The 17,194-nt window shown below is 62.3% G+C and carries 9 protein-coding genes; 1 reads left to right on the forward strand and 8 read right to left on the reverse strand.

Annotation, left to right across the window (positions count from 1 at the left end):
• The 8 genes from D8767_RS19300 to D8767_RS19335 all read right to left on the reverse strand — a co-directional run bounded on the left by D8767_RS19300 (position 1) and on the right by D8767_RS19335 (position 15,952).
• A complete protein-coding gene (locus D8767_RS19300; RefSeq protein ID WP_016714981.1) occupies positions 1 to 1,128 on the reverse strand; it encodes an acyl-CoA dehydrogenase in 1,128 nt (375 codons plus the stop codon).
• An 8-nt stretch (positions 1,129 to 1,136) separates the two neighbouring features.
• Positions 1,137 to 2,330 carry an acetyl-CoA C-acyltransferase gene (locus D8767_RS19305; RefSeq protein WP_016714980.1) on the reverse strand — a complete coding sequence of 398 codons (1,194 nt, stop codon included), beginning with the start codon at positions 2,328 to 2,330 and terminating at the stop codon, positions 1,137 to 1,139.
• Between the two features lie 11 nt (positions 2,331 to 2,341).
• Positions 2,342 to 3,109, reverse strand: coding sequence for an SDR family NAD(P)-dependent oxidoreductase (locus tag D8767_RS19310; RefSeq protein ID WP_016714979.1), 768 nt, complete (start codon positions 3,107 to 3,109; stop codon positions 2,342 to 2,344).
• 13 nt (positions 3,110 to 3,122) lie between these two features.
• On the reverse strand, positions 3,123 to 4,769 hold the full coding sequence (locus tag D8767_RS19315) for an acyl-CoA synthetase (RefSeq protein ID WP_016714978.1): 1,647 nt from the start codon (positions 4,767 to 4,769) through the stop codon (positions 3,123 to 3,125).
• Positions 4,770 to 4,891: 122 nt separating this feature from the next.
• The gene (locus D8767_RS19320; RefSeq protein WP_016714977.1) at positions 4,892 to 9,337 is read right to left on the reverse strand and encodes an NEL-type E3 ubiquitin ligase domain-containing protein; all 4,446 of its coding nucleotides are present in this window, start codon (positions 9,335 to 9,337) and stop codon (positions 4,892 to 4,894) included.
• 83 nt (positions 9,338 to 9,420) lie between these two features.
• A complete protein-coding gene (locus tag D8767_RS19325) occupies positions 9,421 to 13,929 on the reverse strand; it encodes an NEL-type E3 ubiquitin ligase domain-containing protein (RefSeq protein WP_121757572.1) in 4,509 nt (1,502 codons plus the stop codon).
• Between the two features lie 79 nt (positions 13,930 to 14,008).
• Positions 14,009 to 15,031 carry an AraC family transcriptional regulator gene (locus tag D8767_RS19330; protein ID WP_016714975.1) on the reverse strand — a complete coding sequence of 341 codons (1,023 nt, stop codon included), beginning with the start codon at positions 15,029 to 15,031 and terminating at the stop codon, positions 14,009 to 14,011.
• Positions 15,032 to 15,088: 57 nt separating this feature from the next.
• Positions 15,089 to 15,952, reverse strand: a complete 864-nt coding sequence (locus D8767_RS19335) for a LysR substrate-binding domain-containing protein (protein WP_016714974.1) — start codon at positions 15,950 to 15,952, stop codon at positions 15,089 to 15,091.
• Between the two features lie 112 nt (positions 15,953 to 16,064).
• Here D8767_RS19335 and D8767_RS19340 point away from each other — a divergent pair, with 112 nt between their 5' ends.
• Entirely contained in the window at positions 16,065 to 17,171 is a 1,107-nt protein-coding gene (locus D8767_RS19340; protein WP_016714973.1) for a 2-aminoethylphosphonate--pyruvate transaminase, read from the forward strand.
• The last annotated feature ends 23 nt before the right edge of the window (positions 17,172 to 17,194 follow it).

A 17,194-nucleotide genomic window follows, 5' to 3' on the forward strand; every position in this document is an offset into this window, starting at 1 on the left:
TCAAAGATTGCGCGCAATGACCATGCGCTGAATGTCGCTGGTGCCTTCGTAGATCTGGCATACCCGAACGTCTCGGTAAATCCGCTCCAGCGGGAAGTCACTCAGATAGCCATAACCGCCCAGGGTCTGCAAGGCATCCGAACAGACCTTTTCGGCCATTTCCGAGGCAAACAGCTTGGCCATCGACGCTTCCACCAGCGCTGGGCGCCCGGCATCACGCAGCGCGGCGGCATGCAGCACCATCTGCCTGGCGACGGCAATTTTCGTGGCCATGTCGGCCAGGCGGAATGCCACGGCCTGGTGCTCGATCAGCGCCTTGCCGAAGCTTTGCCGTTCATTGGCATAGTCGCGGGCCACTTCGAACGCGGCGCGGGCCATACCCACAGCCTGCGAAGCAATACCGATGCGCCCCCCCTCAAGGTTGGCCAGGGCGATCTTGTAGCCTTCGCCCTCCGCGCCCAGGCGGTTGGCCACGGGCACACGCACATCGTCGAAAACGATCTGGCAAGTGTCGGAGGCATGCTGGCCGAGTTTGTCCTCGACCCGCGCCACCTGGTACCCCGGCGAATCGGTCGGCACAATGAAGGCGCTGATGCCACGCTTGCCGGCGTCCGGGTCGGTCACGGCAAACACGATCACTACCCCGGCGTTTTGCCCAGAGGTGATGAACTGCTTGCTGCCGTTGAGTACGTAGTGGTCGCCATCAAGCTTTGCACGGGTTTTCAGGCTGCTGGCATCAGAGCCTGCCTGCGGTTCGGTCAGGGCGAAGGCACCGAGCATCGCCCCCGTGGCCAGCGGGGTGAGAAACTGCTCTTTTTGCTGCTCGCTGCCAAAACGCAGAATCGGCACGCAACCTACCGAATTGTGCACGCTCATGATGGTCGAGCAGGCGCCATCACCCGCAGCGATCTCTTCCAGGGCCATGGCATAGGCCACATAACCGGTATCGCTGCCACCCCACTGCTCCGGCACCAGCATGCCGAACAGGCCAAGCTCGGCCATCTCGTCGATGGCCTCTTTCGGAAAACGGTGTTCCTTGTCCCATTGTTCGGCAAACGGTTTCAGGCGCTCCTGGGCGAAAGCGCGCACGGCGTCGGCGATCTGTTGTTGCTCGTCAGTTACCAGCATGGTTCACCTCAGTACAGGCATTCGACGGCCATGGCCGTCGCTTCGCCGCCGCCAATGCAGATGGCCGCCACGCCGCGGCGCAGGTTGTTCTGGCGCAGGGCTGACAGCAGGGTGACCAGAATGCGAGCGCCAGAGGCACCGATCGGGTGACCCAGGGCGCAGGCGCCGCCGTGAATGTTGACCTTGTCGTGGGGCAGGTCGAGGTGCTTCATGGCCGCCAGGGTGACCACCGCGAAGGCCTCGTTGATTTCGAACAGGTCGACCTCGGCCAGGTTCCAGCCGGTGCGTTTCATCAGTTTGTCGATGGCACCGATCGGCGCGGTCGGGAACAGCGCCGGGGAGTCGGCAAATGCGGCGTGGCCATGAATCACCGCCAGCGGCTTGAGGCTACGCTTCTCGGCTTCGGAGCGGCGCATCAGCACCAGCGCGGCAGCACCATCGGAAATCGAGCTGGCGTTGGCTGCGGTCACCGTTCCGCCTTCGCGGAAGGCAGGCTTGAGCTGCGGAATCTTGTCCAGGCGCGCCTTCGGCGGCTGCTCGTCGTCCTTGATGACGCGTTTTTCCTTACTCTCGGTGACTTCTACCGGCACGATCTCGGCGGCAAAGCGGCCGCTGCTGATCGCGTCCTGGGCACGGGTCAGCGAGGCGATGGCGAACTGGTCCTGGGCTTCGCGGCTGAAGGCATTGGCCTGGGCGCAATCCTCGGCGAAGGTGCCCATCAGGCGGCCTTTGTCGTAGGCGTCTTCAAGGCCGTCCATGAACATGTGGTCGATGATCTTGCCGTGGCCCATGCGGTAACCGCCACGGGCCTTGTCCAGCAGATAGGGGGCGTTGGTCATGCTTTCCATGCCGCCGGCAACCACCACGTCAGCCGTACCGGCCAGCAGCAGGTCATGGGCCATGATCGCGGCTTGCATGCCCGAGCCACACATCTTGTTCAGGGTGGTGCAGGTGGTGTGCTTGTCCAGCCCGGCACCCAGCGCCGCCTGGCGCGCTGGTGCCTGGCCCTGGCCGGCCGGCAGCACGCAGCCGAACAGCACCTGCTCGACGCTGGCAGCGTCGATGCCGGCGCGCTCCACGGCGCCGCGAATGGCCGCGCTGCCCAGTTGTGGCGCGGTCAGGCTTTTGAGGTCGCCCTGCAGGCCACCCATGGGCGTGCGCACGGCGCTGACGATTACGATCGGGTCATTGGCGAGGGTCATGTTCGCTCTCCTTACTTGGCTGCCATGCGCAGTGCGCCGTCGAGGCGGATCACCTCGCCGTTGAGCATGCTGTTCTCGATGATGTGACGGGCCAGTGCAGCGTATTCCTGTGGACGGCCCAGGCGCGGCGGGAATGGCACACCGGCAGCCAGCGAAGCACGCACTTCTTCGGTCATGCCGGCCATCATCGGTGTTTCGAAAATGCCTGGGGCAATGGTCATCACGCGGATGCCAAAGCGCGCCAGCTCACGGGCGGCCGGCAAGGTCAGGCTAGCGATGGCGCCCTTGGATGCGGCGTAAGCGGCCTGGCCTATCTGCCCGTCATAGGCGGCAATCGACGCCGTGTTGATGATCACGCCACGCTCTCCACCTTCATCGGCACCCCCTTCGGCCATGGCCGCCGCAGCCAGGCGTAGCAGGTTGAAGCTCCCTACCAGGTTGACATTGATGACTTTGGCGAAGCTGGCCAGGCCATGCGGGCCCTGTTTGCCCAGCACTTTCTCGGCACCGACGATGCCTGCGCAGTTGACCAGCCCATGCAGGCTGCCAAAGCTGCTGACAGCCGCATCGACAGCCGCTTGGGCCGCTTGCTCGTCACTGATGTCAGCCACAGCGAAGCGGGCGTTGTCACCCAGCTCGCGGGCCTTGGCCTCGACAGCGTGGGCATTGAGGTCGACCAGCATGACTTTGGCGCCGGCTTCGACCAGCATCTGCGCAGTCGCAGCACCCAGCCCGGAGGCGGCGCCGCTGACGATGAAGTGTTTGTTGGCTATCTGCATGATCGGTTTCCTTTCAAGCGCTGGCAGGGGTGGCCTGTTGCGCGTTTTGTTTGGCGACTTCCTGGTTACGCAGGATGAAGCGTTGCAGCTTGCCACTCGGGGTTTTGGGCAGCTCGCTGACGAATTCGATTTCTCTGGGGTAGGCATGCGCGTACAGCCGCTGGCGTACGTGCTGACGCAAGGTTTCCTCCAGCTCGGCACTGCCGTTGTAGCCACGGGCCAATACCACGAACGCTTTGATCAGCTCGGTGCGCTCCGGGTCGGGCTTGCCGATCACCGCCGCCTCGATCACCGCCGGGTGCTCGATCAGCGCGCTTTCCACATCGAACGGGCCAACCCGATAACCGGAGGTGGTGATCACATCATCGCTGCGGCCGACGAAGCTGATGCTGCCGTCCTGGTTCAGCTCGACGGTGTCGCCGCTGAGGTAATACTTGCCAACGAAGGACTTGGTCGGCAGGCCCTGGTAGCCACCGAACCAGCACAACGGTGATTGCTCACGGTCGACAGCAAGGATGCCCGGCTGGCCGGCCGGCAGTTCGTTACCCTGCTCGTCCACCACCACGATGCGGTGACCAGGGATGGCAAAGCCGGCCGAGCCCAGGTGCACCGGGTGCTTCAAACCATGGTGGTTGCACAGCACCATGCCCAGCTCGGTCTGGCCGTAGTGATCGTGAATGGTCACGCCCAGTTCGTCGGAGAACCAGCGGATCACTTCCGGGTTAAGCGGTTCGCCAGCACTGCTGACCACCCGCAGGCGGCCCTTGATCGGCGCCGAGAATTCATTGCCCGCAGCAATCAGCAAACGGTACGCAGTGGGCGAGCCAGCCAGGTTGGTGATGCCCAGCTTGTCGATCACCCGGGCGCAGCTTTCAACACTGAACGGGCCATCGTAGAAGGTGGTGGCGTGCCCTAGCGACAACGGGCCGGTTACGGCGTAATACAGGCCATACGCCCAACCCGGGTCGGCCAGGTTCCAGAAGTTGTCCTCGGGAAGCAGTTCGATGGCATCGCGCATGTAGCCCTGGAACGCGACAATCGCCCGCAGTGGCACTTCCAATGGTTTTGCCGGGCCGGTGGTTCCAGAGGTGAACATCAGCAGGAACGGATCGTTGCCTGAGCGCATCACCGGCTCGCATGCATCCGCTGCGCGTTCCAGGCATTGCTGGAAGTCCAGCTCACCGCTGCGGGCCCTGACGGTGATGATGGTCGGACAGGCCTGCACATCGTCCAGCTTGGCGCGGTTCTGGCTGTCGGTGACGACCACTCGGGCATGGGATTGTTCAAGCCGGTGCTCGATGGCCTTGGGGCCGAACGCCGTGAACAACGGCTGGTAAACCGCCCCCAGGCGCCAGGTGGCGAGGATGGTGACCAGCAGTTCGGGCGTACGCGGCATCAACCCGGCCACCCGGTCTCCAGCCTCCACCCCCTGCGCCTTGAGCACATTGGCAAACCGGGCTGCCTGCGCCTTGAGCTGATCGAAGCTGTAGCGCGCGCTGTTGCCATCGCGGTCTTCGTAAATCAGCGCCAGCTTGCCGCTTCCGGCATGCCGATCACAACATTCGACACAGGCATTGAGGGCTTCGAGGTTGCCATGCAATGCCGCCGTAACAGCATTGGCATGGTCGAACGCACGGGCGGCCTCGGCGTAATCGCGCATCGTCAGACTCCTGGTTTCTTGTTTTTGGAGTTAAACCATCGGTCCAACGATGTTCGCGCCGCTCAAGCGCGGCGGCAATGGCCAAAGCTGTCAATCTGGATGACCGGTTTGGCCGCCTCTCGTTACCCCTGCCCGCGCTCTGCGGCGCGCAGGTAAGACTGGGTGAGCGCCGCGACCAGGCGCTCGATATCGACGCCCTGTTGCTCCCGTAGTCGAGTTTGCTGCTGATCAAGGGCCATCGCCGACAACGCAGGCCGCTGAGCCTGCAGCCGAAGCATGCGCTGCGAGTAGTCTGCACGGATGGCATCAAACATGCGGCCATGCTGCTGGCGCAGGTAACGGTTCCAGAACGCCCGCTGACTCAGGCTATCGGTCAAGTTCTCGATGGTCTGCGCGTGGTTAACCCGCCGAAATGCATCCTCTATCCGGGCCTGTGCAAGCGTGACAGCATCGGGATAGCGCATGGCGTACGGCTGACCAGGCAGCTGCAAACGGCTGCGAAGTCGGACCCTGTAGGCAAGTCCCAATGCCAATTCATCAACGGACTCACCCGCGGCCAGACGCTGCCGGTAATCCTGGCGGGCAATTCCTTCCACCTGATCCAGCCGGAACAGTTGCCGGCCCAGTTCCAGCAGCTGGTTGCTGCTTTCAGGATTGACCGCGTTCGCTTCAGCCTGCGCCTGCCTGACCTGTACCTGCAATTCACTGAACCGGCTGGCGACAGCATCCGAACACGACAGCGGCGCGTCAGCCCATTCGAAAATTCGCCGGCAGAGCACGGGGTCGTTGTCCAGTGCGGCCAGCAATGTCCATACTCCGTCAACCAGCGCAACCCGTCCTTCGCCAGCGCCCGTGTAGTCAGCCGTCATTTCCAGGCGAGCCAACAACCTGAAGAACCCACTGCTATTCGCTTGCGCCAGCAAACGCTGCCACACGGCCTCTCGCGTCGCCCGAACCGCCGCATCCTCATGCTCGGCCAAAAGCGTGCGAGTCCGGGTGAGGTCAAATGTCCATGACTGCTCAGGCGAGTGCCGATGCTCCTCGATCACATCGAGCGCGTAAAATCTACGGAGTTGCATGGGCGACAAGGGGTTGCGCTCTATCAGAATGGCACGCCGAACCGCATGCGGCATCTGCTGGATTTCCGCCGGCACCTCACGCAATTGGTTGTCGCGCAGGTCAGCACACTCAAGCAGGCCACACAGCTCCAGGCGTCGCGGCCAGGCGTCGAGACGGCAATGGCGCAGGTTCAGGCTTCTCAGTCGGGAGAGATGATGGAAGCTCATGTCCAGCGCTTCCAGCCGGTTGTAGCTGAGGTCAAGATGCGTAAGGTTTGGCATCCCATGCAGAATACCGATTGCCTGGGCGTCAAGCCGTATCTGGTTACGCGCCAATCTGAGCGTTTGAATACCTGGGAGGTACGCAAGCACCGTCGGCATGCGCATCAAACCGTTGTTGTTGAGATTCAGGTGCGTCAAGGCCGTGAAAGGACGAAGGAAATCGACCGGAATGTCAGTGACCAAAGTGTCGTTCACGCTGAGCAGGGTAATGCGATGGAAGTCGATTTGTGGTGGCAGTGCCGGCAGCGTACGCAAGTGCAAACCGCTCAGCGACAAGCGCTGCTCCTGTGTTTGCTCTTGACCGGTCGAGACAGGCTCGCCCTGCAGTCGCCAGGCGCGCAATATGCTGTCGGCCGTCAACCTGCGTGCGGCTTGCCGCCCCTCCTGCAGCTCGGCACTGACCCAGCGGTTCAGGTGCTGCATCAGCTGATCATGGTCATCCTGCAGCGCCACGAGGCGCTCCAGCACGGGCTGCGCGCTTTCCTGCAAACGCGCCAGCTCCACGTCAAGCGCGGCCTCATCCAAGCCAGGATAAAGCGATCGTAGCTGGTTACGAACGATTGCCCGCTCATCGCGGGGCGCAGCTGAAGAGCGGCCACTGAGCGTGTAACCCACGCGCCCGTCCTCCAGGCGGTGCCCTGGGTTGAACCACGCACCCTGCTCCGGCCAGCCGAGCATGCGTGCAATCCCCCAATGGGTACCGGGTAACCGCTCCAGAAGCTGCGTACGCAGTTGGCCGGCCAAACCACTGCCCATCAACTGCATCGCCGCGCGCTGTTCAGACGTGAGGGCGGCAACGAGTGCCTCGAAGATACAGCCCGGCTCGCCGGGCGGAACCGCTTGTTGCTCACCCAACCCGTTGTAGATCTGAAACCTGCCTTCATGGCGGACCAGTACCCTTTCCGCCTCGCTCTGCCCGCCGCTACCGAGGTGCTTGACAGACCGTCCATCAAACGCGCTTTCACGCAAGTCGATGTCGAGCTGCTCAAGCTCGAAGGTATCCAGCAACGCAAGGGCCAGCGCGCCTGTGACATCGCTATAGGCTGTGCTCAGATACAATCCGGCCAGCCCCCGGTTCAACCGCGCCAGGCGCAGGAGCGAACGGGCGTGCTTCGTGCAAGACAAGGGCAAGCGCTGCTCGACCCGCGCCATTTCGTGCTCAAGCTCACCTGCCTGGCCGGCCAGCTCGTTTATGTAGGCGGCCGGCAGGCCAGGGAAGTCCCGTTTGACCAACAGGCTCAAGGGACCTTGCACAAGCGGCTGCTCTGTCAGGTGGGCAAACAGCTGCGGGCGCAACTCGGCCTCGTGCGCCAGTAACTGCTCCAGCCCCTCCCCAACGTCTGGCCGGCCTTCACTCCAGGTCAACAGCTCACTGTCGGATGGCATCAATGCCTTCAGCCGAGCGCGCTCGAAAAATGTCTGAATACGCGCATGTGCCTGGAAGGCGCGCAAGCTTTGCCCGAGGTTCACGGGGGCCGGTCGGTTCTCCACCAGCACCCCGCGCAACTCATCTTCATCCATATCGGCGACCCGCAGTATCTGCTCGGCCTGATGCGCATCGACAGCGGGATGCTGTGGCCACAAAGCATCCAGCATGTGTGCAGGATCCTGCCAGCCAAGCGGTTGCTCGCGCATCAGGCGCCAGCCACGCTCACCGTTGTGCAACACCACCGGCCCGTAGCCACCCTCACCCGCGGCATGACGCAAGCGATAGGGGCCGCCAGCGATCGGCTGATGCACTTCATGATAGCGCCCGTCAATGCGGACCCAGCGACGTTCATCCTCACCATACCGTCCCTCTTCCAGCAGACCGATAGAACCCGGCATGGAGCGATAATTCGTGGGATCGAAATGCCATAGCCGACCGCGCCCATTCCCAAGGCTTACCGGCTCCAGGCGCGCGACAAACGCACTGCGCACAAAACTGACCGCCGCCACTGTCGCAGCCGTGGCCGCCAAGGTCTCGGCCACCCCTAGCAAATGCTCCAACGCTTCATGTTGGTGCCCGCTCGACCAGTCCCTTATCCCTTCGAACACTTCCGAGCAGGTCTGGGCAACCAACTGACCCAACAACAAGGCGCCCACGACGGGAATGAACAATCCGGCGAGGTTTATCAGGTCCAGACCCGCAGCCTTCCATTGCGCGTGTCTGGCGCTTATGGCCTGGCTATCAGCGTCGGCGGTTGGTACCAGCAACAAGCGGGCATCATTCTTGACCCTGTGCACTTGCCGGGTCGCCAGTTCCGTGAAAATCCCCCCGCCCGGTGCCGTGCCTTCAAGCGCCAGGTCCGGTAGTGCGTCCTTCAGGCGCATGCCAAGGGTGCTGACGAAAGCTGCACGGTGCTCGATGCTGATCAGCTGCGTGAAGTACTGCCAGTACGATGGCTCCTTCAACAGCGATGCCAGCATGCTGTTCATGGCGGTTGCATCGTCGAAGAAACGCAGCGCTTGCCGAGGATCACTCGCCAGGTAAAGGACGATACCCCGTTCATTCCCTGCCTTGTCACGCAGGTGAATCAGCAACCCGTCGGCCACAGGTTGCCCTAGCGCCTTCAGCAGCATAGGGTCACCCGTCAATCCTTGCTGTCGGTGTGGCTCACCGTGGTCCACCACCTCACGCAAGGCGATCTGTACATCGGCGCTTATGTTTCCCTGCAAAGCTGCAATTTCGGTGGCCAGTTTCAACCCCGAACGTTTGTCTGCAGCCAGCATCGCTTGAGTAGCCGGATGAAAGATCCTTTCCAGCTCGTCCTGATATTTCTGGCCAACGTCCAGATCGCGACAAGCCGCTATCAATGCGTCCAGCGATGCGTTCAACGGCTTATCGCTGCCTGGCAAAACCAGCCCGGTACCTGTGTAGTAACTTGTATTCGCAGCGAAGTTGCGCATCAGCCGCAGCAACCCGTTTTCACGTGTCTGGCTGTACGCATACGTCTGCTGCAATGTGCCTGACAGTGTGCCGAAGCGCGGAGCAACCCTCAGCCATTCGAGCTGGGCAAAGGCCTGCCCGTCAGGCAACGGTGCATCCAGCAGTGTCATCAGGTGCTTCTCGGCAAACGGCTGGAGCGGCAGTAGCTCGAGCGTGAGCCCACGCAAGCGCGCTTGACTGGCATGATGCGCGTTCAGGCTAGTACGCAAGGTATTGATCTGGCCCTTTGAAGCGCGTTTGAGCCACTCAGGTAATCTGGCTGCCATGAATTGATCGTGGCCAGTCGCGTTGGCGATCATGGTTGGTTCCCCAGCTATTGGACGAAGCCAACCATGTTGCTCAAGTGCCCGACCAGGATGCAGAGGGAACGGGTGCGGGCAGATCAAACGCCTTGGCGCGGACGGCCCTGCAACGGCATGTTCAGTTCCTGCTCGGTAAGCTGCAAGGCAAGCGCATCGAACGCCAGTTCCGTTTCCCGCTTCAGCTGCTCACAGCGTTGCACATACTCACCACTGCCAAGGATTTCCTTCTCCTGATCCAGGGTATTGATCCGCGTGTCGAAATCGTCGGAGATCCGCGCATACGCCTCGGGATACCTGGCACGCAGGTACGGCGCCCAGAAGTCTCGCTGACTGATGTAGCGAACCCGCTCTACACCCGTTTCGGCAGCCAGCACGGTCGCATACGCCTGATCGAGGTGGGCCTGCGTAACCCCGGCAATGGCACGAAACTGCAGGGTCCGCGGTTGCCCTATCAGGTTCAGGCGGCTCGCCAACCCCGTGCGATACGCCAGGCTGACCTCGACCTCATCCACAGCGTGCCCTTCGGCCAACCGGTCAAGGCAGTCGGCACGGGCGATACGTTCCACCTCATCAAGCCGAAACATGCGCTGAGCCAATAACAAGCGGGCATCACGCGTGGCAATCGGGTCGCCCCCGAATGTCACTTGCAGCACTCTCATGCGGACTTCGAGCTGGCTGAAACAACGCGCCACACTATCAACGCATGTACGCGGGTCCGCCGCGCGGTCAAAAAGCTCTTCACGGATCCGGGTATTTTGCGAGGCAGACTCCACCATCCCCCACACTCTTCGCGAAATGTCTTCACGCGCGAGCCGAAAATCGGCGCTGTCAATCAGCTCAGCCAGTAGCAGGAAGAACTGCGTGCTGCCTGATTCCTGCCTCAACGCGTCCCACTGCCCAGACCTGTTTAACTGACCATGCTCATCCAGTGTCGCCAGCCAGGCCGTCCTGGCATGCAGAATGTCCGCCTCCTCCCCTTGCAAGTGGCCCGGTCCCGGCTGTACCGCGTACAAGCGCTCGCGATCGGCCACCGACAGCGCGTTACCCTCTACAAGCAGCCGCTGGCGCAGCGCCAGCGGAGCATCGATCAATGCCTGGGGCAAACTGGAAATCTGGTTGTTTCGCAGGTCGGCATGCTCAAGCAGGCCACACCATTCAAGGCCATCCGGCACCACCTGCAGACCCGTGCGATACAGATGCAGCTCGCGCAACCGGGAAGTTTGGTTGAAACGCAAGCTGATCGCACCCAACGGGTTGCCACTCAGGTCCAACGTGCGCAGGTTGACGAGCTGCGCCAAGGCCCCCGCATGCGGCGCCGTCATCCGAATCCGGTTGCTGGCCAGGTGCAAATAGCGCAACCGGGGCAACATTTCGAGCCCTTGCGGAATCGCAGGCAAGGCATTTCTGCTCAGGTCCAGGCGCCGCAAGCCAGGGAAAAAGTTCAGAAAGCCTGTCGGCAAAGCGTGTAGCCGCAACCCCACCAGCACAAGGTCCGTGATGTGGCCAAAGTCATTACCTACTGGTAGGACAGGCAAGCCGCCGGCCGGCACATTTAGAACACCAAGTCTCAATCCACTTTGCGCATCATCGGGAAAATGAACCCGATCACCCTCCAGGCGCCACGCGTGGCGAAACGCACTTGCTACCAGCTGCCGCTGCCCACGCTGAGGCTCGGATACAGCATCGGTCCAGCGAACAAGGCTCTCATCAAGCCTGCGATACTGTTGCTCCTGATACAGCAGATTGGCGTAAGCCGAGTGCGTGCTCCTCAAGAGCATCTGCAAGAAGCGTTCGACGGCATCGTCATCGAACGAAGGGTACAGGCTACGAATCCGACGCAGCAGCACCTGCCTTTGAGTCGCTGGCGAAGTGCCCCGGCCGCTGAGCAAATAGCCAACCCGCCCATCGGGTAAACGGTGCAAGGTAGAAGCAACGGGCCTGGCTTCACGCCACCCTAGCAAACGGATCAACTCAAGGCGATCAGGCGGTAGCCAGCCTTGCATCGACACACGGATGCGCGCTGCGGCGCCTTCACCAGCCCACCCTTCACGCTGCAGGAAAGTGGACGGCAGGCAGGCGGCCAGCACTTCGAATAGCCCGTGGGGCTGCGCCACCTCTATCTCGTTTTCCTGGCCCATCTCGTCGTAGAGATCAAAGCTGCCGTCACGCCACACCATCACCGTACCCTGCTCTGCCCCGCCTTGCTCAGGGAACAGTTTTTCCAGTACGGGGCCAAAGGCTGACCCCTCGCGCAATATCAGGTTGATGCGTCCAGGCGCCAAACCCCGGCGACGCAGCAAGGCGAATACCAAGGCCACCCAGTCGGCGTTGTATCCATTACGCAAGAACAGAGCCTCGCGTACCCGTGTAAGGCGAGCCTGCTGCAGCAGCGCACGCGCCTGCTCGGCCAACGCCATCGGCACGCGAGACTCACTCACCATGCGTTGGCGTAGCTCAACACTGGCGTTTTTGAGCAAATCCAGCGCATAGGCGTCAGGCAGCCCCGCGAAACTGCCCTTCAGCGTGGCCAACAGCGGATCATCAACCAGGTAGGCTTTTGCAAAATGCTCCAGCATCGGGGCCCGCAGGGTTTGCGCAGACGCCCGAATTGCCTTTATCTGTTTTGGCGATTGCAGCCCTTGCAGCCCTAATCGGTCGATACACCACTGCAAGGCTTCAGCATCGTGGTCCTGCCCTCCAAGTTCGGCAAAGAACACCTCGATCCTCTCATCAACGGCAAACCGCTCCAAGGTATCGCGCAGCCCTACCGGCAGGCGCCGACCCTCTACCAGCAAACCGCGCAAATGCGCCTCATTGACATCCGCAACGGTGAGGATTTGGGAGATGCGCTCCGGGCTCAATTCAGCTGCGCCAGGCCATAGACGCATGAGTAGTCGCTCACTGCCCTGCCACTCCAGCGGCCGCTCGTAACTGAGCCGCCAGGCACGCTCACCGTTACTCTCCAGAGAAGGGCCAAACACGCTCGCGCCCCCACGGTGCAATAATCGCCAGGTGCCCGCCGTATCGCGGCGCACCCGGTACAGCACACCCTCGCGCCGCCACCAATGGGCCTGGCCATCGCTGAGCAGCCCGTTATCCAGTTCAGCCAAGCTCGGCACGGTCGCGTGTGCCTGGTAAGGACGTAGGTCGTAATGCCATAGACGTTGCTTGCCCGCCTCGGTGAGGACCGGCTCCAACTGCTCGACAAACGTACTTCGCGCTATCTGCACGCCCGTGGCGACCGCAGCGCCGGCAGCCACTGTAGTGGCCACCTGAAGCAGGTGCTCCAGTGCTTCGTGCTGGTGCCCCTGAGCCCAGTCACGCGCACCTTCGAATACTTCACCCAGCACCTGCCGGGCCAGATCAGCCAAGAGCAGTGCGCCAACGGCCGGCACGAAAAATCCGACCAGGTTCAGCAGTACCAGCCCCGCAGTCTCCAGCTTTCGCAATCGTTCTGCCGCAGCCCTGGCGTTCGCCTGCGCCGTCGGCACGGCCAGGAAAGCCGCATCATCCTTGATGCGCTGAACATGCCCGACGGCCAAGTCGATGAACGCTTCGTTTCCTGCAGCAACGGAGCAGGGTTCCAGGTCCGGTTGGTCATCCAGCAGGCGCTTGCCCAGCGTCTGCTGATAATCCGCCTGCCCGCCAAGTGCAATCCGACGTCCAATCGCCTGGCGGAACCGGGCATTGCCCATGGCAGCCACCAGGCCTCGGTTAGCCGAACGCCAGTCATCGTAACGGCGCAGCGGCTGAACGGGGTCGTCTGGCAGATAAAGCAGCACGCTCAGCAGACGTCTGGGGTTGAAGACCAGACCGGGGAACCCGCTTGGTGTTCCCACCAGCTGGAACGCAATGGCGCCATCCACCCGGTGCCCCAGGATCTGCAGCGTACTCATGTTGAGCTCATGGTCCGAAAACAGCTCTGGACGCTTGCCTTGCCCGACTTCACGCAGCATTCGCAGGTCACTACCTGCAAGTTGCCCTTTGACGGCCGCAATCTCGATTGCAACCGCGAGTTCAAGGCGCTTGTCGATGGCCAGCTGGCGCTTGAAACTTGCCGTCAATACCTGATCAAGATGGTCTTGATAGGCCTGACCGACATCTGCGCTACGGCACAGCTGCACCACATCGTCGATGCGCTGCGTGATGACACGCACTGGCTCGCCAGGCGCAGCGGTTGCATCGATCAGCGCCGTATCGGTAAAGAACGACTCACCTTCCTTGAAGTTCTGCAACAGCTTCTGCAAGGCCGGAACGGTCACGAAATAGGCCTCGAACGCCTGAAGCTGGCCTTGGCTGACCTTCAAACGCCGTCGCTCTTCACGCCAGTTGACGTTGGTCAGATCCATTTCCAGCTTCAGTTGCGACTTCATCGCCTGCTCGAAGTGCAGAGCGGCAAACCGCTCAAGCGGTTGCAGCTGCTGCGAGGCCGCCGCCATGCGTTTCTGGCTCTGCAAATGTGCTGTCATGCAGGCCCGCAGCAACGCCAGTGGTTTTGGTCCGGCACCCCTCAGCCAGGTGGGCAACTGCTCGGCGATAAAGTCGTTGGCCGGGTGCAGCAGTTTCGGGTGAATCGTCGGTTGGGGCATGGTCAGGATCCTCAGGCATGATTCGACCTGCCACCTTGCCCTTACCGTTTACCGCGCCACAGCCGGAAGCGTTGGTCCCTCAGTGCCCAGCCCCGCGCGCCTGAATCAATGCCCGATAATGCCCAGGGTTACAGCCAAACCATTTGCGAAACGCCTTGTAGAACGAACTGTTGTCGGCAAACCCCAACTGCTCGGCAAGCTCGCCCATGGCTAGCTCTTCCCGGCTTAACCAGGCGATCGCCAACTCGCGGCGTACGCTGTCCTTCAACCCCTGGTAGTTCTGCCCCTCTTCGGCCAGGCGCCGGCGCAGGGTCGAAGGCGACAGGCACAGCTGCCGTGCCAGGCTGTCAGCATCTGGCCAATGTTCAGGGGCCAGGCGCAGCAAATCGGTACGGATACGTCGCCCGAGGCTGGCCGGGTCCCGGTACTTGACCAGGATGTTGCCCGGCGCTTCGGCAAGAAATCGCTGCAGTTCCTCCTCGTTGCGCTTCAGTGGCAGGTCAAGGCACGCCGAGGCAACGATCATGCGTGTGCGCGGGCGCTCAAAATGCAGGTTTTCCGAAAACATCACCCGATAGTCGTCACAAAAGGGTGGCTCGGCACAACGCAGGTCAATGCTCAGAATCGGGATACGCCGCCCGGCCAGCCAGCACGCCACCCCATGCACGATCATCCAGAACGTGAAATAGGTGAACGCGCGGCGCGGTTCGTCACGCGGCTCATTGATGACAATCTCGGCCAAACCTTCCTGGCGCACCAGGCTGGGCTGCATGTCCTGGAGCATCAGCGAAAGGAATGCCAGCGAGGTTTCCAGGCCCGCACCCAAGGTCGGCTGGCCCATGCTGGCACGGCACATGAAGGCCAGGCTGCCGCTGGGCAGGCCGCGCGGGTCCATAGCGAAGAACTCGTCATTGCAGCGACGTGCCAGCAGGCGCCACAACCGGGCATAGGACTCGGCACTGACACGCGCCTCAGGCAAGTGCAAGTGTTCAACGGCGATGCCCGCCCGGGCCAGCAAGCTGCTATCGGGCTCACCGGCGGGGCAAGTCTGCAACAGCGCTTCGCGCACCAGCTGCATGGAAATAGTGTCTTTGTCGCTCATCGACGGTCCTGTCGGCGTGTTGCCGGCCATCTTAGGCCGCCTTGCTGAAAACAGCCATCACAGCCCCACCGCCAGACCCAGGAACGCCTGGATCAGGCGCAATTCGCGACGGCGCTCCAGGCAACCGACCAGGTGTTGGTTGACCAGGCCCTCGCCAGACAATGGCCGTGCGACCACCCGCGGATCATTGGCCACTTCTGTGGAAGAAACAACACCAATACCCAGCTCCGAAGCCACCGCCTCGGTTACCGCCTCACGGCTGTCCAGCTCCAGCAGTACACGCGGCTGCACGCCCGCCCTGACGCAGGCTTTGTCGAAGGTACGCCGCGTGGTGGAGCTGGGTTCGCGCAGCACCATGATCTGCTGGTGCAGTTCGGCCAGGGGCAAATCGCCGTCGTCGTGGGCCCAGCCATGCCCCGCAGGCAACAACGCACACAGGCGTGATTCGCAGAGGTTCTGCAGGTACAGGCCCTTGCGCGGCTCGATCTCGGTCAGCACCGCCACGTCGGCGTGTTCGGACAACAGCGCAGCCAGCGTTTCCTGGGCATTGCCCAGCCGCAAGTTGACCGTGATGCCGGGGTAGCGCTCGCGCAGTTGCGCCAGCATGGGCATGACCCGATGCGGGCCATCGGCCGCCACCTCCAGGCGCCCGGTCAGCAATTGCCGGTTGGCTTCAAGCATGGCCTGTGCCTCTTCGGCCAGGCCGAACATGGCGCGGGTGATGGCTGCCAGGCGAGTGCCCTCTTCGGTCAACTCCACCCGCCGAGCGGTACGCCGCAGCAGGGTGATCTGGTAGTGCTCCTCCAGCGCCTTGACGTGCCCGGTCACGGCCGGCTGGCTGATGAACAGCCGCTCGGCGGCACGGGTAAAGCTGCCCTCACGGGCCACGGCGTCGAAGGCGCGGAGCTGGAACAGGTTCATTTCTATCGGCCTGACTTATAGCTGAGATAACAACAAACAATTTGATTGATGGCAGCGTGAATTGCAACCTAGGCCCCGTCGTTTCAGCCCACCGCTTGTGAGGAATAACGGAATGAGCACCCCCCCGATTCTGCTGACCCCCGGTCCCCTGACCACATCAATCCGCACCCGCCAAGCCATGCTGGTGGACTGGGGCTCCTGGGACCGCGATTTCAACCAACTGACGGCCAGCGTGTGCGAGCAGCTGCTGGCGATCATCGACGGCAGCGCCAGCCACCACTGCGTGCCCCTGCAAGGCAGCGGCACCTTTGCCGTGGAAGCGGCCATCGGCACCCTGGTGCCACGCGATGGCAAGGTTCTGGTGCTGATCAACGGCGCTTACGGCCAGCGTCTGGCGAAAATCTGCAAAGTGCTGGGCCGCACGTACAACACCTTCGAAACCGCCGAAGACCAGCCAACTACCGCCGCTGATGTCGACCGCCTGCTGGCTGCCGACCCGGCCGTGACCCACGTGGCATTGATCCACTGCGAAACCAGCACAGGCATCCTCAACCCGCTGCCCGAGATCGCCCAGGTCGTCAAGCGCCACGGTAAACGCCTGATCATCGATGCCATGAGCTCGTTCGGCGCCTTGCCAATCGACGCCCGCGAAATCCCCTTCGAAGCACTTATCGCCGCCTCCGGCAAGTGCCTGGAAGGCGTACCCGGCATGGGCTTCGTCTTCGCCGAAAAAGCAGCCCTGGCCGCCGCCGAAGGCAATGCCCACTCGCTGGCCATGGACCTTCACGACCAGCACGCCTACATGGCCAAGACCGGCCAGTGGCGCTTCACACCCCCCACCCACGTGGTCGCGGCCCTGCATGAAGCACTGCAGCAATACAATGAGGAAGGCGGCCTGCCGGCCCGCCACCAGCGCTACGCCGACAACTGCAAGACCCTGCTCGACGGCATGGCAGCCATCGGCCTGCGCAGCTTCCTGCCGGCCGAGATCCAGGCGCCGATCATTGTCACGTTCCATGCACCCAACGATGCCCGCTACCAGTTCAAAGACTTCTACGAGCGGGTCAAGGCCAAGGGTTTCATCCTTTACCCGGGCAAGCTGACCCAGGTCGAAACCTTCCGCGTCGGTTGCATCGGCGTGGTCGGAGCCGACGGCATGCAAGCCGCCGTGAATGCCGTGGCCCAAGTGCTGCGGGAAATGGAAGTGCTGGACATCTGACCCTTTGCCCACCCGACTTCAGG

This window comes from Pseudomonas sp. LTGT-11-2Z (assembly GCF_003691445.1).
Classification (GTDB): domain Bacteria; phylum Pseudomonadota; class Gammaproteobacteria; order Pseudomonadales; family Pseudomonadaceae; genus Aquipseudomonas; species Aquipseudomonas monteilii.

Coding starts and splice junctions, on each gene's coding strand:
- D8767_RS19300 (WP_016714981.1), bottom strand. CDS start 1,128: ATGCTGGTAACTGACGAGCAACAACAGATCGCCGACGCCGTGCGCGCT.
- D8767_RS19305 (WP_016714980.1), bottom strand. CDS start 2,330: ATGACCCTCGCCAATGACCCGATCGTAATCGTCAGCGCCGTGCGCACG.
- D8767_RS19310 (WP_016714979.1), bottom strand. CDS start 3,109: ATGCAGATAGCCAACAAACACTTCATCGTCAGCGGCGCCGCCTCCGGG.
- D8767_RS19315 (WP_016714978.1), bottom strand. CDS start 4,769: ATGCGCGATTACGCCGAGGCCGCCCGTGCGTTCGACCATGCCAATGCT.
- D8767_RS19320 (WP_016714977.1), bottom strand. CDS start 9,337: ATGATCGCCAACGCGACTGGCCACGATCAATTCATGGCAGCCAGATTA.
- D8767_RS19325 (WP_121757572.1), bottom strand. CDS start 13,929: ATGCCCCAACCGACGATTCACCCGAAACTGCTGCACCCGGCCAACGAC.
- D8767_RS19330 (WP_016714975.1), bottom strand. CDS start 15,031: ATGAGCGACAAAGACACTATTTCCATGCAGCTGGTGCGCGAAGCGCTG.
- D8767_RS19335 (WP_016714974.1), bottom strand. CDS start 15,952: ATGAACCTGTTCCAGCTCCGCGCCTTCGACGCCGTGGCCCGTGAGGGC.
- D8767_RS19340 (WP_016714973.1), top strand. CDS start 16,065: ATGAGCACCCCCCCGATTCTGCTGACCCCCGGTCCCCTGACCACATCA.